Below are 19,634 nucleotides of genomic sequence, written 5' to 3'. Positions count from 1 at the left end.
TGGCTTTACTTTGAACGTAATGTGGGTACGCGAATGAAATTCAGAACTGAAATTCACAAGATTATGCAACAGACCGCTGTGGATGACGGTCACGGAATGTGGGCCGAGCTCGCGGATAGAAAGAGGAATGCATGACGAAGCTTGTCATCGTCGAGTCTCCAGCGAAAGCGCGGACGATCGGGAGGTATTTGGGGCCCGAGTACGTCGTGGAGGCAAGCATTGGCCATATCCGCGATTTGCCGCGCCCATCGGAGCTGCCCGCCGACATGAAGAAGGGCCCGTACGGCAAGTTCGCCGTCAACATTGAAGACGATTTCGATCCGTACTACGTCGTCAATCCGGACAAGAAAAAGAAGGTCACGGAGCTGCGCAAGCTCCTCAAGGACGCCGACGAACTCTACCTCGCAACCGATGAGGATCGCGAGGGTGAGGCGATTGCCTGGCATCTTCTCGAGGCGCTCAAGCCGAAGGTGCCGGTCAAGCGCATGGTTTTCCACGAGATCACGAAGGAAGCGATCAACCGCGCGCTGGAAAACACCCGCGACATCGACACCGAGCTGGTCGACGCGCAAGAGACGCGCCGCATCCTTGACCGCCTTGTCGGCTACGAAGTCTCGCCGCTGCTGTGGCGCAAGGTGGCGCCGAGCCTGTCGGCAGGCCGCGTCCAATCTGTCACCACACGCATCGTGGTTGAGCGCGAGCGCGAGCGTATGGCGTTCGTACCCGCCTCGTACTGGGACGTCGCGGTCCGCCACGCCAAGGACGGCGAGGAGTTTGAGTCGAAGCTCCATTCGCTCGATGACGCCCGTATCGCAACGGGTAAGGATTTCACCGACGACGGCGATCTCAAGCCCAAGCAGCAGCGCGACGGCGTTCGCACGCTCAACGAAGCGGACGCGACGGCGATTGCGCAGGCCCTCGAGGGAGCGGACTCGTCGGTGGCGTCGGTGGAAACGAAGCCCTATCGTCGCCGTCCGGCGGCGCCGTTCACCACTTCGACGCTCCAGCAGGAGGCCTCGCGCAAGCTGCGCATGAGCTCTCGCGACACGATGTCGATCGCGCAGGCGCTGTATGAAAACGGCTACATCACATACATGCGAACGGATTCGACGAACCTGTCGGGCGAGGCGATCTCGGCTGCTCGCAAGCAGATCAAGGAGCTGTACGGCGCCGCGAGTCTGCCGGATAAGCCGCGCATGTATGCGTCGAAGTCGAAGGGTGCGCAGGAGGCCCACGAGGCCATTCGCCCGGCCGGAGATTCCTTCCGCACCCCGCAGCAGGTGGCCAGCGAGCTTCGTGGCCGCGAATACGCGCTGTACGAGTTGATTTGGAAGCGCACGGTCGCCTCGCAGATGGCGGATGCAACGGGCTCGACGGCGTCGGTGCGGCTCGTTGCCGACATCGGCGGTGCAGGCGGCGCGCAGGAAGCGACGCTGGCGGCCTCTGGCACGATCATCACGTTCCGCGGGTTCCTCGCGGCATACGAGGAGTCGAGGGATAAGAAGCGCTACGAGGACCACTCGGAGTCGCGCTTGCCGGATCTGCACGAGGGCGAGATTGTATCGAACGAGGAGGCCACGGCGGATGGTCACGAGACCACCCCGCCGCCGCGCTACACGGAGGCTTCGCTCGTGCGCACGCTGGAAGAGAAGGGCATTGGCCGCCCGTCCACCTATGCCTCCACGATTTCCACGATTATTGATCGTGGCTACGTCTACAAGAAGGGCCAGGCGCTCGTGCCCACGTGGCTCGCGTTCTCGGTGGTTCGCCTGCTTGTGGATAACCTGCCGGACCTCGTCGATTACGACTTCACGGCTGACATGGAGACGGACCTCGATGACATCGCGGCCGGCCAGAAGGGCCGCACCGAGTACCTCGACACCTTCTATCACGGCGGCCAGGGCACCAACGGTCTGCACGGTCAGGTCGATGGGCTGGGAGATATTGACGCCCGCGCGGTCAACACGATCGAGCTCTCGGACCGGGTCGCGGTGCGCGTGGGGCGCTACGGCCCGTACCTCGAAGAGGTCAATGACAAGGGCGAGATGAGCCGCCGGGCCAATATCCCCGAGGACATCGCACCCGATGAGCTGACGGTCGAGAAGGCCATCGAGCTCCTTGACGCCGCGATGCAGGAAGATCGCGAGCTGGGCAAGGATCCGGAGACGGGCTATTCGATCGTCGTCAAGGATGGGCGCTTTGGCCCGTACGTCTCGGAGGTTCTCCCCGACGACGCGGTTTCATACACGCCCACGGGTCGCGTCTCGAAGACGAAGCCCAAGCCGAAGACTGCGTCGCTGTTCGCCTCGATGAGCCCGGAAACGGTGACGATCGAGGACGCGGTGAGGCTGCTGTCGCTTCCGCGCGAGGTGGGCGAATCGCAGGGTGAGATGATCATCGCGACGAACGGGCGCTACGGCCCGTACATGAAGCGCGGCAAGGATTCGCGCTCGCTGGAGACCGAGGATCAGATTTTCGAGATCACGCTCGAGGAAGCCGAGAAGATTTTCGCGGAGCCGAAGAAGCGCGGTCGTGCGGCAGCGCGCCCGCCGCTGGCGGAGCTGGGCAAGGACCCGGTCTCGGGCGGAACGATCCTGCTCAAGGACGGCCGCTTCGGTCCGTACGTCACCGACGGCGAGGTCAACGCCTCGGTTCCACGTTCGGATGACATCAACCAGATCACGCCCGAGCGCGCGCAGGATCTGCTCGTCCAGCGTCGTCTGAAGATCGCCGAACAGGGTGGCCCCAAGGCGCGTAACAAGACGAAGAACACCGTGCGCAAGGGCCGCAACTCAGCGGCCAAGAAGAAGTAGCGCGAGGATCGGAAGGCGGAGTCGGCAATGGCAGGGCTGTTCATCTCCTTTGAGGGTGGCGACGGGTCCGGCAAGTCCACGCAGGTGGATCTGCTTGCGAAGGCGCTGGCCGATGCCGGGCGCGACGTCGTCGTGACCCGCGAGCCCGGTGGAACGGCGATGGGCGCCGAGATCCGCAATCTGCTCCTGCACGGCGATGACATGGGCCCGCGGGCCGAGGCACTGCTGTACGCCGCGGATAGGTCACACCACGTGCAGTCGAAGATCAGGCCCGCCCTTGAGCGCGGAGCCGTGGTGGTCACCGACCGCTTCCTTGATTCCTCCGTCGCCTATCAGGGTGCCGCCCGCGAGTTGGGAACGGAGGAGGTCCGTGACCTGTCGCTGTGGGCCGTTGGCGGCCTGCTTCCCGACATCACCTTCCTCCTCGACGTCTCCGCGTACGTCTCGGCCGAGCGCGCCGCGGCACGCACGGGCGGGAAGCTCGATCGTCTCGAGCGGGCGGGCGCCGAGTTCCACGAAGCAGTGCGCGAGCAATATCGCCTGCTGGCCGAGCGCGAGCCGGAGCGGTTCCACATTCTTGACGCCTCCCGGGCGCCAGATGACCTCGCGGCGGAGATCGGCGGGGTTGTTAACCGGCTGATCGAGGAGCGAGCATGAGCGTTTTCGACGATCTGGTGGGGCAGGAGCACGCGGTAGCCGAGCTGATCCGCGCCGCCCGCGCCGCGCGTGCGATAGCCGAAGGATTCGACGACGACGCCCCGGCGCCGTCCGACACGCTGGCGCCCGGCGCGTCGGCGATGAGCCACGCCTGGTTGATCACCGGACCGCCGGGATCGGGCAGGTCGCTCGCGGCGAAGGCGTTTGCGGCGGCGCTCCAGTGCACAGAAGATGAGCCGGGTGCGGGGCAGTGCGCGCAGTGCAAGGCCGTGATGGGCAATAACCATCCGGACGTCACGTCGCTGACCACGGATCTTGTGACGATTAAAGCCGACGAGGTGCGCGAGTATGTGGCGACCTCCTACCAGGCGCCGAGCTCGGGCACGTGGAAGGCCTTCATCATTGAAGACGCCGACCGCATGCTCCCGCGCACCACGAACGTGCTGCTCAAGGCGATCGAGGAGCCGGGCCCGCGGACGGTGTGGATTCTGTGCACGGCGGCGGTGGCTGACGTGCTCCCCACGATCCGCTCGCGAACACGCAACATCAATCTCGTGACCCCGGCGGCCGAAGATATCGCCCGACTCCTCGTCGAACGCGAGGGAGCGGATCCCGAGCGGGCCCTCGTGGCGGCTCGGGCGGCGCAATCCCATATCGGCGTGGCGAAAGCGCTGGCAACCGACCCGGACGCCGCCGCGGTTCGGAAGAAGACCTTGGACGCCGTCGTCGGGATACGAACAACCGGGGATGCGGTGCTGGCGGCGATGACGCTCACGGATATGGACGCGATGCGCGGGGCGCAGGGCGCGAAGGCCGACGAGGAGGCTGTGGAGAAGGAGGTCGCCGAGCGGTTGGCGGCCATGGGCCTCGAGTCCGGGGCGCGGGTGCCGGCGGCTTTGCGGAGCCAGATCAAGGCGGCGGGCGTGGACTCCAAGCGCAGGGCCACGCGCCACACGCAGGATTTGATCGATCGCGAGCTGATTTACATGACGTCGTTCTATCGCGACGTGTTGGTGACGCAGCTGGAGGCGGACGTGCCGCTCGTCAACGCGGACTACGCGCAGGCGATTTCTCGGATCGCAGCGGATACGACGCCGGGTACCACTCTCCTACGTATCGACGCGCTCGGGGAGGCGCGGGATCGGTTGCGCGGCAATGTGGCGGTGCAATTGCTGATGGAAGCGGCACTTGTGGAGCTTCGCGAGCGATAGTTTTCCACCGATCGGGCGACGCTAAGACAGTCCACAGGATGAGGGATCGGCGTGATTGCGCCGTGGAAATGGAATAAGTTAAAAGGGTGAAACTGAAACCCATTGCTTTGATTGCTGCCACGACTCTCGCTCTTGCCGCGTGCACGAACACGGTAAGTTTGGAGTCGAAGAATTCCGGCGGATCCGCGCCCACACCTGCGCCTTCGAGCGTTGGTTCAGATCCCACGATGCCCGTGTCCACGGGCGACGCCGTGGCGATCGATGCGCCGATGCCCGACGTGCCCGATGGCCTCGAGGATTTCTACAATCAGGATCTTGAGTGGTTCGACTGTGATGGCTTGGATTGCGCAGACGTGACTGTGCCGATGGATTACGAGAATCCGGACGGCGAGACGATCACGATCCGGATGAAGAAGTCAGCTGCGCTTGGCGAGCCGATCGGCAATCTGCTGGTCAACCCGGGCGGCCCGGGCGGTTCGGGCCAGGACATGGCCGATTTTGCGAACATGTACTTCTCCGAAGATATCATTGAGCACTTCAACGTCATCGGCTTCGATCCGCGCGGCGTGGGCGATTCTGCGCCGGTAGATTGCTTGGACGACGCCCAGCTTGCGACATACCTGGACACCACCTTCCCTGATACGGACGAGGGTGATGAGCAGGCGAAGGCGGCTGTCGATGAGCTAGTTGCCGGTTGCGAGGCCAACACGGGCGAGTTGCTCCAGTATGTGGGCACGCGCGAAGCGGCTCAGGACATGGACGTGCTTCGCCACGTGCTCGGCGATCCGCGCCTGTACTACGTCGGTTATTCCTACGGCACCACGCTCGGTGGCATGTACTCCGAGCTCTTCCCTCAGAACGTTGGCCGTGTGATTCTTGACGGCGCGGTGGATGACTCGATTCCTGGCTTCGACCAGACCGTGGCGCAAGCGAAGGGCTTCGAGCAGGCGCTGGATGCCTACATTGAATACTGCATTGACAACGGCAGCTGCCCGCTCGGCGACACCCTTGAAGACGCCCGTGCCAAGGTGTCCGAGATGTTCGACGACATCGTGGACAACCCGATTGCCGTTGGCGATCGCGAACTCACCCAAACCGGCCTGTTCTACGGCATCGCGATGCCGCTGTATGACGACACGGCGTGGTTCGCCCTCGACATCGCGTTTGACGAGGTCGTCAATCAGGGCAAGGGAGACATGTTCCTGACGATGTTCGATCTTTACATGTCCCGCGAGGGTGACTCGTTCACGAACAACATGGTCGAGGCGAACTGGGCCATCAACTGCGCCGACGCGCACGTGACGGGCGACGAGGCCGAATGGGAAGAAAAGGCTGACCAACTGGCGGTCGAGGCGCCGATTTTCGGTGACGTCATGGGCTACTCGCAGTACTTGTGCTCGGTCATGCCCGGTGGCGAAGATGGCCCGCTTGGCCCGTTCGTTGCGGCTGGTTCGGAACCGATCGTCGTCGTTGGAACGACGGGCGACCCGGCAACGCCGTACGAATGGTCGGAAGCGTTTGCGGATAGCTTGGAGAACTCGGTGTTCGTGACGTGGGAGGGCGAAGGCCACACCGCGTACGGGCGTGCAGGCGACTGCATCAACAACCCGCTGGACGATTATCTGCTGCGTGGGGACGTGCCCGAGGACGGGCTGACCTGCGGCGCGGATGAGTAGCTCCGCCTCTGGTGGATGCTTGCGCTGGGTGACGCGGTCAAGATCACGTCGCATTATTTGAAAAACTGCATGTCAGTTAGGTAAGTTGATCTGGCGCAGGCCGCCTTAGCTCAGTCGGTAGAGCGTCTCACTCGTAATGAGAAGGTCGCGAGTTCGATTCTCGCAGGCGGCTCGACACCACGTCAGCCCCAGAATCCCTAGATTCTGGGGCTGTCTATCTAGAGAGGTGAGGCCATGTACGTTGCAAAGCAGCACTCGATGAGCGAGGACGCAGCGCTCGACCTCGCGCGGACAATCGGCGTCGGCCAACTCATCACCTCCGGCGAGGACGGTCTCAATGCCACGTTCGTGCCCTTCAACGTTGTGAGGCGGGAGGACTGCGTCGTCCTTCAAACCCACCTCAACCGCGTCAACACGCAGTGGAAGGATGCCGGCGAGGCCATGTTTATCGTGCAGGGCCCCAGCGCGCACATCTCCGGCACCGACTTCCCGGCCGAGGAGGAGGGGCAAAAGCTCCCCACCGTGCCGACCCTGAATTACGTGACCGTGCACCTGCGCGGCACGCTCACCGCTCACGACGACGACGCCTGGAAGCGCTCGCATCTCACGGCACTCGTCGACCAGTTCGAGGGGGAGTGGCGCGTGGGCACGCACTCGTCCTACGAGCTCGTCAACGCGGCGTTTGTGGCGCTTGTGGGCGTCGAGCTCGAGGTCACGGAAATCGTTGGAAAAGCGAAGTTGGGGCAGAACATGTCTCCCGCTGACATCCAGCACACGGCCCAGCATCTGCGCGAACGCGATCCGTCTGGCTCGTCCGTCGCCGAACTCATGGAGGAGATCGCGATTCCGTGGTCGCAGGCACGCGAGGAGCGGGTGACCAACGCGAAGCATGGGCGCGGGTCGTTGCCGTTCTCGGGTGGGCTCGCTCAGTAGAGTTCGCTGGTACGCGAGGCTTGCCGTGCGTTAGGGCTTGTGGCGCCGCGTAGCGGTGGGTGCCAGCTCAGTCGGCCGGCTCGTCGGCTGCGAGCAGGAGAGCTCTGCGGGTTGCCTCGGCCGCTTTGAGTCCGCTTCCGGTAAGTACGACGACGGTGCTCTGATCCGCGTCGATCGTGCCGCTGGCAACAAGGCGGCGGTAGGCGGCATGGGCGACGGCGCTGGTGGGCTCGGCGAAGAGCCCGCGCGAGAGGAGGAATCGCGTGGATCGTGCAATCTCCACGTCACTCACGGCAACGCCGGATCCGCCCGAGCTTCGCACAGCGCGAGCAACCTCCTCGCCCCGCACCGGTAACGCGATCGACGCGCCCTCGGCGAGCTGTGCGTGGGTGGTCGGCGAATAGGTGCGGTTCTCAATTGCCGCAACGATAGGATCCCAGCCCTCGGGCTGACCGATGAAGATGCGTGGCGATCGGTCGCTTTCGCCGCTGTTGCGCAGTTCGGCGAAGGCGAGCTCCAAGCCGAGTGCGATCGATCCGGATCCGGCCACGGCGACGACGTTGTCCGGCAGCGCAAACCCGAGGTTCTCCCACATCTCGTAACCAATGGTCTTGATTCCCTGCACAAAGAATGGGTTCCAGGTGTGGCTCGCATAGGCGATCGTCTCCGAGCGCCGAACAGCTTCAGCTGCGACGGCGTCTCGGGTGCCCTCGACAAGCTCGACCTCGGCGCCGAAAGCAGCGATCTGATCGATCTTTTGGCGAGAGGCAGTTGCCGGCACGAGAATCGTGGCCGTGATGCCGGCGGCCCGCGCGTAGGCGGCCACGGACGAGCCGGCGTTGCCCGAGCTGTCCTCCAGAATGTGGGTGGCCCCCTGGGCCCGAAGTGCGCTCACCATCGCAGAGACGCCGCGATCCTTGAACGACGCCGTGGGGTTCAGCCACTCGGGCATGGCAAGAAACGGAACATCATCGGCAACCTCAACCAATCCCGTGCATCCCTCGCCCATGCTCACACGGTCGGCCGCGTAGGGGAGCGCGGCGCGGTAGCGCCACATCGAGAAGTCGGTGGTGACGATGTCGGAGCGCCGTAGCCCAGAGCCGGGCTCGATGCGAAGCGGGCTGCCGTCGTCGCCACGCCAGCGTTCCACAGCGGGTGTGTAGGTGGCGCAAGAGCGGTCGACGAGAGTGGGCTGCATGCTCACAGCTTACCGTTCACGTAGGACGAATGATTCGCGCGGGCGTTGGCATGTGACGGTAGAATGGGGGCGGAAGCGTGCGCGTGCACGTACCGTCAACTAGAAGGAAACACATGGTTTACAAGTTGGTCCTCCTCCGCCACGGCGAGAGCACTTGGAATGCTGAAAACCTCTTCACTGGCTGGGTGGACGTCCCGCTGTCGGAGAAGGGCGTGAAGGAAGCTGCCCGCGCTGGCCAGTTGCTCTCAGATGCTGATGTTCGTCCGGATATTCTCCACACCTCGCTCCTGCGCCGCGCCATCACCACGGCCAACCTCGCGCTGGATGCCGCAAATCTTCACTGGATCCCGGTCAAGCGTGACTGGCGTCTGAACGAGCGTCACTACGGTGCGCTTCAGGGCAAGAACAAGAAGGAAATCCGCGACGAGTACGGCGAAGAGCAGTTCATGCAGTGGCGCCGTTCCTTCGACGTTCCGCCGCCGCCGATCGAGCGTGGCTCGGAGTTCTCGCAGGATGCTGACCCGCGCTATGCCGGTGAGCCGATTCCAGACACCGAGGCACTTGCCAACGTGATCGAGCGCCTCATGCCGTACTGGGATGGCGAGATCGTTCCGGACCTCAAGACCGGCAAGACCATCATGATCGCCGCCCACGGCAACTCGCTGCGCGCGATCGTCAAGATGCTTGATGACATCTCGGACGAGGACATTTCGGGCCTCAACATCCCCACGGGCATCCCGCTCTACTACGAGCTGGACGAGGAGACCCTCAAGCCGGTCACGAAGCATGGCAAGTACCTCGATCCCGAGGCCGCTGCTGCCGCTATCGAGGCCGTTGCCAACCAGGGCAAGTAACGCGAGTGACGTCTGAGTCGTAAGACTCGACGACATCGACGACGACGGGGCGGGCTCACGCACTAGCGTGGGCCCGCCCCTTTGCGTCTGTCTAGGTCTTAGAACTCTTCGATTTCGCGGCGTGCGTCGTCGTCGGGCTCCATGCCTGTGACGAGAAAGCGCATGCGGTGTGCCACGGACACGCCGTGGTCGCCGAACCGCTCGAGGTAGCGGCCAAGGAGGATCACGTCGACGAGTTCCTGGCGCGTGAGCTCCAGCGATTCGTCGAGTGCAAACTCGAAGGTCTTGGCGTGCATGTCGTCGAGGACGTCGTCGCCGGCAATGATCTCGTCGGCAATCGACAGGTCCTGCGTTTCGACGAGCTTGGCCACGAGCTCGCCCACCTGGGCGGCCTTGTCGGCCATCTCCTCGAACAGGCTCTGCACCTCGCCCGATGCGACGGTCTTGGGAAAGCGGCCACGAGCCACATAGGCGACGTGACGGGCCAGATCGCCCATGCGCTCCAACGTCGCGGACAGCCTCAGCGCGGAGACAACCGTGCGGAGGTCTCCGGCAACGGGTGCCTGACGGGCGAGCAGCGAAATGCCCATTTCGTCGATGTTTCGCTCGAGTAGGTCGATGTTGTGATCGGCGTCGATGACGCGCTCAGCGAGCGCGAGGTTGGCATCCTTGAGGGATGCGGCGGCGCCGTTGATGGCCTTGGCGGCTGCCTGCGCCTGCAATACCAGCGTCTCGGTAAGTTCTCTCATTTCCTGACGGAATTGTTCGCGCACTCGTTCTCCTTAGATCAGTGATCGGCGCTGTGCCGTGGTCTGTCTTGAGCCTATCCCACGGCATACCACGAACCGATGAAATCACGGCTGTGTGAACGATTGTCCCCCGATAGGTTAACAACCGGAAACGCATAGGTTGCCCATTCTTTGCGAGTTAAATCAATGGGAAAGGTTTGGTCTACGCTAGGAATATGACAGATGGAGTAGCTTTCGGACTCGGGATCATCCTGGGGATCGTGGTTTCTGCAGTGGCCCTGGTTGCGTACTGGATTTCGCAGCGTTATTGGGGCCAGATTGATGAGCCCGACGTCGATCCAGCCGATGACACCGACATCACGGATTTGCTGACAGCGCTGCCTCAGTCCCACATTGTTCTCGACGCCGACAACACGGTTCTTCGTGCGTCGTCGATTACGTACGCCTACAATCTCGTGCGCAATGGCCAGTTACGAGATGAGTTGCGTGAGCTGGTGGACGTGGCGCGTGAGGAAGGTTCGATCTCGGACCTTGAACTGCGCCTTCAGCGCCGGGACGAGAATGCGGCGGATCTGCGCCTGTGGGTGCGAGCCACGCCGCTTGCCGGCGATAACGTCCTCATCCTGTTTGAGGACAACACTGAAAAGCGCCGACTCGAAGAGACCCGCCGGGACTTCGTGGCGAACGTGTCTCACGAGCTCAAGACCCCGGTGGGCGCGATCGGCCTGCTGGCAGAGGCCATCAGCGAGGTTGCCGACGAGCCGGAGAACGTGCGCCGCTTCTCGAATAAGCTCACGCTTGAATCGGAGCGCCTAGCCGACCTTGTCCAAGAGATCATTCAGCTCTCCCGCCTTCAGGACGCGAACGTGCTCGCCGATTCGGATTTCGTATCGGTGGACGACATCGTGCAAGAAGCGCTCGACCGCGTGCGAGTGGAGGCCGTCGACCGCGGCATCAAGCTCCAATCTGGGGGCCAGAGCGGCCTGAACGTCTACGGCAACCGCAGCTTGCTCACCACCGCCGTGCGCAACCTCCTCGACAATGCGGTGAGATACTCGCGCCCCCACGGCCAAGTCTCTGTGGGCGTGACGGCCGATTCGGGAGAAGTCCATATCGCCGTCGTCGACGCCGGAGAAGGAATTCCCACGGAAGCCCGCGAGAGAATCTTCGAACGCTTCTTCCGGGGTGACCGGGCGCGCTCGCGAGAAACCGGCGGCTCGGGCCTCGGCTTGAGCATCGTCAAGCACGTCACCGCCGACCACGGCGGCCGAATCAAGCTGTGGAGCCAAAAGGGGCAGGGTTCCACCTTCACCATGATCCTGCCCGAGGCGTTCCAATCCACAGCCGAAGCGGCTGCGAGCTCCACGCCAGAAGATTTACCGGATATCGTTGAACGCAGTGGCGACACAGTCGGAGGGACCGACGGAGAGAGACCATGACGAACATTCTTGTTGTAGAAGACGAGCCCACCTATCGCGAAATGCTCGAGTTCAACTTGAGCCGCGATGGTTTCAAGGTGACGACGGCGGCCGACGGGCCGAGCGCCCTCGCCGCGTTTGACGCGCAGGAACCGGACCTCATCGTGCTCGACCTGATGCTGCCGGGGATGAGCGGTAACGAGGTGTGCCGCCAGATCCGCCAAGAATCGAACGTCCCGATCATCATGCTCACCGCCAAGGACTCGGAAATCGACAAGGTCGTGGGCCTCGAAATCGGCGCCGACGACTACGTGACCAAGCCCTACTCGTACCGCGAGCTCGTTGCCCGCATCCGCGCGATCCTGCGCCGCATGGCGGATTCGCCCATGATCGTGGACGAGTCGGACGTGCTGCGGGTGGGCCGGATCGAGATGGATCAGGATGCTCACGTCGTGCGCGTGGATGGCGAAGAGATCAAGATGCCGTTGCGCGAGTTCGAGCTCCTGGAGCTGTTTATGCAAAATCCGGATCGCGTGCTCACGCGCGGGCAGATCCTCGATCGTATCTGGGGGCTGGACTACATCGGCGACTCCAAGACGCTCGACGTACACGTCAAGCGCATCCGGTCCAAGATCGAAGAATCGACCTCGAAGCCGACCGCTCTTCTGACCGTGCGCGGCCTCGGCTACAAGCTCGTCTCCAAGCCGGAGTAGTGCGGCGGCCGTTTTCTTAACGGCGAAACCCCGGGGTGCTGGTGGGCCGAATCGCGGTGGTAGAATGGGCAACTAGGCTACGAAGAAAGTGTGATCCACCAGTGTCGAGATTCAAGATTGGCGAAACTGTCGTTTACCCGCACCACGGCGCGGCGTACATCGAGGACATCTCCGAAAAGACGATGCGCGGCGAAACGCGCACATACCTCACGCTACGAATCCTGCAGGGTGATTTGGTCATTCAGGTGCCGGAAGAGTCTATCGAGCGGGTTGGCCTGCGCGACGTGTCGAACGAGGAGCAGCTCGAAAAGGTCTTCGACGTGCTGCGCGAAGAGGACATCGAGGAGCCCTCGAACTGGTCGCGCCGCTACAAGGCCAACGGCGAGAAGCTGACCTCCGGCGACGTCAACAAGGTGGCCGAGGTCGTTCGCGACCTGACGCGCCGCAACCTTGACCGCGGCCTATCCGCCGGTGAAAAGCGCATGCTTAGCCAGGCGCGCTCGATTCTGGGATCCGAGGTTGCGCTCGCACGCGACATCTCCGACGACGAAGCGGACGTCCTCCTCGACGAAATCATGGGCGTGGAGGATCCGGACGTCGAATCCGCTGAGTCCGCCGAATCTGCCGAGTCCGCAGAGTCCGCCGACTAGGGCACGGCGAGGCGGCTTGTGAGCGGGCGCGTTTCCGCCGTCATTGCGGGTGCGGGTTCGGGCACGCGGCTCGGTGCCAGCGTCCCCAAAGCACTCGTTGAGCTGGGCGGCGTTCCGTTAATTGTGCACGCGATTCGCGGCGTCAAGAATGCCGGAATCGACGACGTCGTCGTCACGATTCCCGCCGGAGATTCGGCGCGCGAACAGTTCGATGCCGCGCTAGATGCCGGCGAGGTAAGCGCGCGGCTCGTCGTCGGCGGGGCCACGCGTCAGGGCTCGGTCGCCAATGGGCTGGCCGCCGTCGAGTCCGAGTTTGTTCTTATCCACGACGCCGCCCGCGCACTCACGCCCGTCGCCGTGATTGATCGCGTGGTCGCCGCGCTCGAGGCTGGCCATGACGCCGTCGTGCCAGCGCTCGCCGTCACGGACACCATCAAGGAAGTGGGCTCGGCCGCGCCCGCGAGCTACCCGCCGGTTGAACCGGTTGAGCGCACGCTGACCCGCAGTTCGCTTCGGGCCATGCAGACGCCGCAGGGTTTTCGCACGGAGCTGGTGCGCGAGGCCCACCGGGCCGGCGAGGAGATGCGCGCGAGCGAGGCCAGCGCCGCCCCCGATGACGCGGCGCTCGTTGAAGCGCTCTGCAAGCCGGTGGTGCTCGTCGAGGGTTCGTACGAGGCGATGAAGGTGACCACGCCGTGGGACCTCGTCGTCGCTGAATTGATTCTGAAATCGCGAGGTGACCTGTGACGATTCGCGTTGCCACGGCGTTTGACGCCCACAAATTCTCCGACGACCCGCGCCGGCCGCTCTGGCTCGGATGCCTCGAGTGGGAGGGCCTGCCCGGCCTGGTCGGTCACTCGGACGCCGACGTCGCTGCGCACGCCGCCTGCGACGCGCTCCTCATGGCCACCGGCATCGGCGAACTGGGCACGATCTTCGGAACGGGGCGCCCCGAGTGGGACGGCGCGTCCGGCGAGACGTTGCTGCGCGAATCGGTGAAGCTCGTGCACGAGGCCGGGTGGGAGATCGCGAACGTGTCGGTGCAGATCATCGGCCAGCGCCCGCGGTTCGCGTCGCGCAAGGCCGAGGCTGAGGCCGCGATGTCGCAGATTGTGGGCGCGCCCGTCGTCGTCTCTGCCACCACCTCGGACCGCATGGGGTTCACGGGCCGCGACGAAGGCCTGGCCGCGATCGCCACCGCGCTCGTCACTCGCTGAGGCTGCCGGGCCTCTCGGGTCCGCTCTCACTCGGCTTACATACTGGCTCCGGTCGCACACTCGAGTGCCAGCACTCTCGCCCGAGCCCACTCCGCCGCGCCACCTGACTGCCGCGCACCACTAGACTGGAGACGCAAGCTCACGAGTCGAAGGAGCACCATGCTGATTCACCTGACGAACGGTAGCCAGCGGCTGACACTGCACCGGCGCGGCGCCACGATTTTCAGCTGGGATCCGGGCGTGGGGGAGTCGGTGCTCGATGGCTACCGCTGCGTCCCCGAATTCGACGAGCTCGACGGCAACCGCAACAACCTCCTCATCCCGTGGACGAATCGCGTGGCCGACCGGACGTGGGACGACGCCGGAATGACCCGCGACGTCAGCGAGCTCAGCCCCGAAGGCCTGCATGGCTTTGCGTTTGATGTCGACTTCGCGGTTGCCGGGCGGCTCGATGAGCGCGCCAATAGGTCGACGGACGTGAGCGTGGAGGCCGACCACATCGACCTCGTTGCCACCCTCGAGGATTCGCAGGCGTTCCCCGGGCCGATCAAGGTGACGGTCCGCTACGACATCTCCCAAGACGGCATCCTGCGCCTGAGCATCAGCGCCCGCAACGACTCCGAGCGCGACATTCCGCTCGGCCTCGGCTGGCACCCATACTTCAGGGTTGCGTCGGTGGAGGACGCGCGCGTGTGGGTTCCGTCCACCCATCGCATCATCACCGACGACGACGGCATCCCGCTTCCGGGGCTGCGCGCCTTCAAGCCGATCAAGTCTGACAAGAAGGGCGACTCGCGCGCGGCCACGGTGGCCAACGCGATGGGGCACACGGCGGGCGCGGATGGACTCACGCCGCCTGCGTGGCTACCCGAATCCGATGTGCTTCATGAGATCAACCTCTACGACGATCTGGACACGGCGTTCACCGGCCTGCACAACGACGAGGACGATAAGGCGCACGCCTACCTTGATACCGGGCTCGGGTACGGGGTGGAGGTAGCGATGGGTCTGGGGCGCACGGACACGGTGGGCGATGGCTCGGTACGTTCTGGCACCGGTTCATCCGATCAGCCGAATCAGGCGTCAGTGCCGTGCAGGTCGAATTTCCACGTGTTCGCAGGTCACGACCTCGAGCGCGATCCCGGCTTGTCGATCGCGCTCGAGCCATGCACGGTGATGGCAGACATGCTCAATCGCGACGAGGAAAAGGATCGGGTGTCCATCGGCCCGGGCGATACTCGCACGCTCGACGTCGTCGTCACCATCCTGCGCTAGCCCGCCCGGCCACACCCAGCCCGGCCGCGCCCACCCCAGCCCGGCCACGCTCAGCCGGATCGCGCCCACCCAGCCCGGCCGGTTCCACCTTTCGCAAGTGGTGCAGGAAATAGCTAACCGGGGCAGGAACTTCCTGCCCCGGTTTGGAGGGAACTTGCCCCACTTGCGGGGGAGGTGTTGGTGGGGCAGGTGCAGGATGGTCTGATGGCAGGGGAAAGTGCTGGTCGGGAGCTACCGGTGGGGCAGGCGCCGCCAGGAGGGCTAGGCGTTGATGTCCGGGCCCGGAGCCTTGGGCTGAGCCTTCACGGGCAGGAAGCCGATGAGCCCCACGAGGAGAACGAGCGCGATGCCGAGAATGCCGAAGTAGGCGGCTTCGTCGAGCCCGATGTCGAGGGCGGCGGCGCCAATCGTGATCGCCGTGGAGTACATGAACGGCGCGAGGAAGGACACCGCGCGTCCCGTCGTCGCGTAGAGGCCGAAGATCTCGCCCTCTTCGCCCGGGGTCGCGATGCGCGCAAGGTAGGTGCGCGAGGCGGACTGGGTCGGGCCGACGAACACGCACAGCAACAGGCCAAAGATCCAGTAGACCATCGTGTTCGAGAGCCCGGCCATGCCGTCGTGGAAAATGAAAATGATCAACCCGCAGGCCACCATCGACACGAGCGAGATGATGATGACGGTGCGTGCTCCAATGAGATCGTCGAGCCAGCCGAATGCGATCGTCGCGATGCCGGCCACGAGGTTTGCGGCGATGCCGAAGATGATCACCTCGCTGGGGGAGAAGCCGAACGCGGTGCCCGCGAGCACGGCGCCGAAGGCGAACACGCCGGCGAGTCCGTCGCGGTAAACCGCCGACGAGATCAGGAACCACACGACGCCGCGATCCTTGCGCCACAGGCGATGAATCGACTCGAACAGCTGCTTGTATGCACCCACGACGCCGAGCTTCGGCGTGTCCGTGCGCGGCGGCTTGTTCTTGAGCGAGAGCAACAGCGGAGCGGAAAACACCAGCGTCCACACGGCTGCCACGAGCATGGACGCGCGGATGTTCAAGCCGTTTTCGCTGGTCACGCCGAACCAGCCGACGTCGGGATTAATGAACCCGACGAACAGGATGAGCAGGAGGACGATACCGCCAAGATAGCCCAGGCCCCAGCCGAAGCCGGACACGCGCCCGACTGTGGAGGGGGTGGAGATGTCGGTGATGATCGCGTTATACACAACCGACCCGGTCTCGAAGGCGATGTTGCCGGCGGCAAGCAGGAACAGACCCAGCCACAGCTTGCTCTCGCCCGGCGAGACGAAGAACAGGCACGCGGTGATGATCGCTGTGAGAAGGGTGGTCACGCGCATGACCGTGGCGGATTTGCCCGAGCGGTCCACGGCCTGCCCGAGCGCCGGCGCGATGATGGCCACAATGACGCCGGCCGTGCCGAGCGCCCATCCGAGCCGCTGGTTAGCCGCGATGCCGAACAGCTCCGGCTCGGCCAGATACACGGAGAAGACGAACGTCGTGACGATCGCATTGAAAGCCGCCGAGCCCCAATCCCACAGACCCCAAGCCCAGACCTTCTTCGTGAAGATCGGATCCTTTGGCTCAGCCTTGTGCGGGGAGAATGGCGTGTACGTGTTCGTGGCAGTCATAATGCCTAAGGTACTTGGAATTACTTACGCACAGGTAAACTACGCGTGTTTGTTGCGAACTAGACGTTTGCGGCACGAACGACGACGACCGCCCGGCACGACGACGACCGCCCGGCTCCCGCCCCGGGCCCGGAGCCGAAATGGGCAACCCGGCGCGTAAGCCGTTATTGTGGTGCTGTGAAGATTTTCGATTCGAAGTCCAAATCCCTCCGCGAGTTTGAGCCAATTGAGCCGGGCAAGGCGGGAATCTACCTGTGCGGTGCGACCGTGCAGGGATCTCCCCATATCGGCCACATGCGATCAGCGCTGGCGTTCGACGTCCTCGCGCGCTGGCTGCGCCGCTCGGGCTACGACGTGACCTTCGTGCGCAACGTGACGGATATTGACGACAAGATTTTGGCGAAGTCCGCCGAAGCCGGCCGTCCGTGGTGGGCGTGGGCGTACCGATACGAGAAGGAGTTCACGGAGGCGTACCGGGCGCTGGGCGTCCTCGACCCGACGTACGAACCGCGCGCAACCGGGCACGTGCCGGAGATGATCGACATGATCCAGCTCCTCATCGATCGCGGGCACGCCTACACCGGCGAGCCGGGCAACGTGTATTTCGACGTGGCGTCGCTGCCGGATTACGGCTCGCTGACGAATCAGTCGCTGGATGATCTGACTGTCGACGACGACGATGCGGCGACCGACAAGCGCGGCTCGCACGACTTCGCGCTGTGGAAGGCCGTCAAGGATGGCGAGCCGGAGACGGCCGCATGGGACACCCCGTGGGGCCGCGGGCGCCCGGGCTGGCACCTTGAGTGCTCGGCGATGGCAGGCAAGTATCTGGGAGAAACCTTCGATATCCACGCCGGCGGCATCGACCTACGATTCCCACACCACGAGAACGAGCAGGCTCAGTCGCACGGCGCGGGCTACGGCTTTGCGAACTACTGGATGCACAACGCCTGGGTGACGATCGACGGCGAAAAGATGAGCAAGTCGCTCGGGAATTCGCTCATCGTCTCGAACATTCTTGCCGAGCACGCCCCGGTGATCGTCCGGTTGGCGCTCGGCACGGTGCACTACCGCTCGACCGTCGCCTACTCGGACTCCACGCTCACCGAAGCCGCAGCGATCTGGGATCGCCTGGCCGGATTCGTCGACCGCTCGGTGGAGACCGCCGGCGAAGTTCCGCTCGAGGAAATCGCCGCGCTGACGAAGGATGACCTCCCGGAGGAGTTCGCGGAGGCGATGGACGACGACCTCAACGTCTCGGCCGCCCTGGCAGTCATCCACGAGCACGTCACGCTTGGCAACAACGCCCTGACCGACCACGATCACGTGGAGGCCCGCGACCAGCAGATTCTGGTTCGCGCGATGCTCGACGTCCTTGGCCTTGACCCTCTCGCCGAGCCCTGGCGCACCGAGGCCTCCGACGCCAATTTGCACGACGCGCTCGATTCGCTCGTCAACCGCGTCTTGGAAGAACGCGCCCAGGCCCGGGCGAATAAGGATTGGGAGCTCGCCGATTCGCTGCGCGATTCCCTGACGGACGCCGGCATCACGGTCGAGGACTCCTCCGAAGGTGCACGTTGGAAAGTAGGTGGAGATCTTGGCTAATCATCGCGGCCGCCCAGGAGCGGTACGAAAGAACGCCCGCAAGGGTAGCTCGAAGGGCACCGGCGGCCACAGCCGCAAGAGGCTCGAAGGCAGGGGCCCGACGCCGAAGGCGGAGGACCGCACCTACCATCCGGCCTACAAGCGCAAGAAGGAGCGCGAGGCAGCCGAGAGGCGGGCCGCCGGGCCGAAGTTGCGCGGATTCTTGCACCAGCCTGAAGGATTTGAACTCGTCGCCGGGCGTAACCCCGTCTACGAGGCCGTCCGCTCGGGCATCCCGTACGAGCGCGTCTTCCTCGTCTCCTCGATGACGAACGACGACCGCGTGTCCGACGTCGCCCAAGAGGCCATGGCAAACGGCACGCCGCTCGTCGAGGTCACGCGCGCCGAGCTCGACAAGATGACCGACGGCCAGGTCCATCAGGGCATCGCGATCGAGGTGCCCCCGCACCCGTACGTGGGCATCGACGACCTCGTGGAGCGCGCTTACGACACGGAGCGCCCCGGCCTGATCGTCGCGCTCGATTCGGTGACGGATCCGCACAATCTCGGTGCGGTCATGCGCTCGGCGGCGGCGTTCCGCGCCGACGGCGTGCTGATCCCCGAGCGTCGTTCGGCGTCGGTCAATGCTACGGTCTGGAAGGTCTCGGCTGGCGCGGCAGCGCGCATCCCGGTCGCCCGCGAAACGAACCTCGTACGATCGCTGAAGGAACTGCAAAAGCAGGGCTACTTCGTCGTCGGGCTTGCTGGGGACGGAGACGCCGACGTCGCACACGTCGATCTGGCGGACGTGCCGCTCGTGCTCGTCACCGGCTCCGAAGGCGGGGGACTCTCCCGCCTCGTACGCGAGACGTGCGACGTCGTCGCGTCAATCCCGATCGACGGCGAAACCGAATCGCTCAACGCCTCCGTGGCTACGGGCATCGCGCTCTACCAAATCGACCAAAAGCGCTCCGCGCTGTAGTTCGCTGGGTGCGAGGTTGAGCCTGTTCCTGCCGGAGTGCTGATATATGCTGACTGTAAG

The 19,634-nt window shown here is 64.3% G+C and carries 17 protein-coding genes and 1 tRNA gene; 15 read left to right on the top strand and 3 right to left on the bottom strand.

What is annotated here, in order from left to right:
• Nucleotides 1-131 precede the first annotated feature (131 nt).
• The 6 genes from topA (at nt 132) to ACHFFR_RS05400 (ending at nt 7,290) form a co-directional block, all read left to right on the top strand.
• On the top strand, nt 132-2,813 hold the full coding sequence (topA, locus tag ACHFFR_RS05425; RefSeq protein WP_394263259.1) for a type I DNA topoisomerase: 2,682 nt from the start codon (nt 132-134) through the stop codon (nt 2,811-2,813).
• A gap of 27 nt (nt 2,814-2,840) precedes the next feature.
• A complete protein-coding gene (gene tmk, locus ACHFFR_RS05420) occupies nt 2,841-3,470 on the top strand; it encodes a dTMP kinase (protein WP_394263258.1) in 630 nt (209 codons plus the stop codon).
• Nucleotides 3,467-4,681, top strand: coding sequence for a DNA polymerase III subunit delta' (locus ACHFFR_RS05415; protein WP_394263257.1), 1,215 nt, complete (start codon nt 3,467-3,469; stop codon nt 4,679-4,681). The genes tmk and ACHFFR_RS05415 overlap by 4 nt, the downstream gene beginning before the upstream one ends.
• Before the next feature lie 86 nt (nt 4,682-4,767).
• Nucleotides 4,768-6,357, top strand: a complete 1,590-nt coding sequence (locus tag ACHFFR_RS05410) for an alpha/beta hydrolase (protein WP_394263256.1) — start codon at nt 4,768-4,770, stop codon at nt 6,355-6,357.
• 99 nt (nt 6,358-6,456) lie between these two features.
• Nucleotides 6,457-6,529: transfer RNA gene (locus ACHFFR_RS05405), tRNA-Thr, on the top strand.
• A 62-nt stretch (nt 6,530-6,591) separates the two neighbouring features.
• Nucleotides 6,592-7,290 (top strand): FMN-binding negative transcriptional regulator, encoded by a 699-nt coding sequence (locus tag ACHFFR_RS05400; protein WP_394263255.1) that lies wholly within the window; start codon nt 6,592-6,594, stop codon nt 7,288-7,290.
• A gap of 67 nt (nt 7,291-7,357) precedes the next feature.
• Here ACHFFR_RS05400 and ACHFFR_RS05395 read toward each other — a convergent pair whose 3' ends face one another.
• Complete coding sequence (locus ACHFFR_RS05395; RefSeq protein WP_394263254.1) at nt 7,358-8,440, bottom strand: pyridoxal-phosphate dependent enzyme; 1,083 nt, start codon at nt 8,438-8,440, stop codon at nt 7,358-7,360.
• A 161-nt stretch (nt 8,441-8,601) separates the two neighbouring features.
• Between ACHFFR_RS05395 and ACHFFR_RS05390 the strand changes: the two genes are divergently transcribed.
• The gene (locus ACHFFR_RS05390) at nt 8,602-9,342 is read left to right on the top strand and encodes a phosphoglyceromutase (RefSeq protein WP_394263253.1); all 741 of its coding nucleotides are present in this window, start codon (nt 8,602-8,604) and stop codon (nt 9,340-9,342) included.
• Nucleotides 9,343-9,440: 98 nt separating this feature from the next.
• Here the strand turns inward: ACHFFR_RS05390 and phoU are convergent, their stop codons facing one another.
• Nucleotides 9,441-10,115, bottom strand: a complete 675-nt coding sequence (gene phoU, locus ACHFFR_RS05385) for a phosphate signaling complex protein PhoU (protein ID WP_394263252.1) — start codon at nt 10,113-10,115, stop codon at nt 9,441-9,443.
• A 191-nt stretch (nt 10,116-10,306) separates the two neighbouring features.
• On the opposite strand from phoU, the gene ACHFFR_RS05380 reads away from it, so the two are divergent.
• The 6 genes from ACHFFR_RS05380 to ACHFFR_RS05355 all read left to right on the top strand — a co-directional run bounded on the left by ACHFFR_RS05380 (nt 10,307) and on the right by ACHFFR_RS05355 (nt 15,364).
• The gene (locus ACHFFR_RS05380) at nt 10,307-11,530 is read left to right on the top strand and encodes a sensor histidine kinase (RefSeq protein WP_394263251.1); all 1,224 of its coding nucleotides are present in this window, start codon (nt 10,307-10,309) and stop codon (nt 11,528-11,530) included.
• Entirely contained in the window at nt 11,527-12,222 is a 696-nt protein-coding gene (locus tag ACHFFR_RS05375) for a response regulator (protein ID WP_394263250.1), read from the top strand. Before ACHFFR_RS05380 ends, ACHFFR_RS05375 begins: the two co-directional genes overlap by 4 nt.
• A gap of 101 nt (nt 12,223-12,323) precedes the next feature.
• Complete coding sequence (locus ACHFFR_RS05370) at nt 12,324-12,872, top strand: CarD family transcriptional regulator (protein WP_394263249.1); 549 nt, start codon at nt 12,324-12,326, stop codon at nt 12,870-12,872.
• 18 nt (nt 12,873-12,890) lie between these two features.
• Nucleotides 12,891-13,619, top strand: a complete 729-nt coding sequence (gene ispD, locus ACHFFR_RS05365) for a 2-C-methyl-D-erythritol 4-phosphate cytidylyltransferase (protein ID WP_394263248.1) — start codon at nt 12,891-12,893, stop codon at nt 13,617-13,619.
• Nucleotides 13,616-14,089 (top strand): 2-C-methyl-D-erythritol 2,4-cyclodiphosphate synthase, encoded by a 474-nt coding sequence (ispF, locus tag ACHFFR_RS05360; RefSeq protein WP_394263247.1) that lies wholly within the window; start codon nt 13,616-13,618, stop codon nt 14,087-14,089. The genes ispD and ispF overlap by 4 nt, the downstream gene beginning before the upstream one ends.
• A 159-nt stretch (nt 14,090-14,248) precedes the next feature.
• The gene (locus ACHFFR_RS05355; protein ID WP_394263246.1) at nt 14,249-15,364 is read left to right on the top strand and encodes an aldose 1-epimerase; all 1,116 of its coding nucleotides are present in this window, start codon (nt 14,249-14,251) and stop codon (nt 15,362-15,364) included.
• 261 nt (nt 15,365-15,625) lie between these two features.
• On the opposite strand, the gene ACHFFR_RS05350 is transcribed toward ACHFFR_RS05355, so the two are convergent.
• Nucleotides 15,626-17,008, bottom strand: coding sequence for an MFS transporter (locus ACHFFR_RS05350; protein WP_394263245.1), 1,383 nt, complete (start codon nt 17,006-17,008; stop codon nt 15,626-15,628).
• A gap of 177 nt (nt 17,009-17,185) precedes the next feature.
• Between ACHFFR_RS05350 and cysS the strand changes: the two genes are divergently transcribed.
• Both cysS and rlmB read left to right on the top strand, forming a co-directional pair.
• The gene (gene cysS / locus ACHFFR_RS05345; protein WP_394263244.1) at nt 17,186-18,613 is read left to right on the top strand and encodes a cysteine--tRNA ligase; all 1,428 of its coding nucleotides are present in this window, start codon (nt 17,186-17,188) and stop codon (nt 18,611-18,613) included.
• Entirely contained in the window at nt 18,606-19,574 is a 969-nt protein-coding gene (rlmB, locus tag ACHFFR_RS05340) for a 23S rRNA (guanosine(2251)-2'-O)-methyltransferase RlmB (RefSeq protein ID WP_394263243.1), read from the top strand. Before cysS ends, rlmB begins: the two co-directional genes overlap by 8 nt.
• Nucleotides 19,575-19,634 lie beyond the last annotated feature (60 nt).

Origin of the sequence: Trueperella sp. (assembly GCF_043424875.1) — a bacterium.
In the GTDB taxonomy this organism is placed as follows: domain Bacteria; phylum Actinomycetota; class Actinomycetes; order Actinomycetales; family Actinomycetaceae; genus Trueperella.
This window is presented reverse-complemented; position numbering and strand designations above follow the sequence as displayed.

Excerpts from the sequence above, each read along its gene's own strand:
- topA (WP_394263259.1), top strand. The coding sequence starts at position 132 with ATGACGAAGCTTGTCATCGTCGAGTCTCCAGCGAAAGCGCGGACGATC.
- tmk (WP_394263258.1), top strand. The coding sequence starts at position 2,841 with ATGGCAGGGCTGTTCATCTCCTTTGAGGGTGGCGACGGGTCCGGCAAG.
- ACHFFR_RS05415 (WP_394263257.1), top strand. The coding sequence starts at position 3,467 with ATGAGCGTTTTCGACGATCTGGTGGGGCAGGAGCACGCGGTAGCCGAG.
- ACHFFR_RS05400 (WP_394263255.1), top strand. The coding sequence starts at position 6,592 with ATGTACGTTGCAAAGCAGCACTCGATGAGCGAGGACGCAGCGCTCGAC.
- ACHFFR_RS05390 (WP_394263253.1), top strand. The coding sequence starts at position 8,602 with ATGGTTTACAAGTTGGTCCTCCTCCGCCACGGCGAGAGCACTTGGAAT.
- ACHFFR_RS05380 (WP_394263251.1), top strand. The coding sequence starts at position 10,307 with ATGACAGATGGAGTAGCTTTCGGACTCGGGATCATCCTGGGGATCGTG.
- ACHFFR_RS05375 (WP_394263250.1), top strand. The coding sequence starts at position 11,527 with ATGACGAACATTCTTGTTGTAGAAGACGAGCCCACCTATCGCGAAATG.
- ACHFFR_RS05355 (WP_394263246.1), top strand. The coding sequence starts at position 14,249 with ATGCTGATTCACCTGACGAACGGTAGCCAGCGGCTGACACTGCACCGG.
- ACHFFR_RS05350 (WP_394263245.1), bottom strand. The coding sequence starts at position 17,008 with ATGACTGCCACGAACACGTACACGCCATTCTCCCCGCACAAGGCTGAG.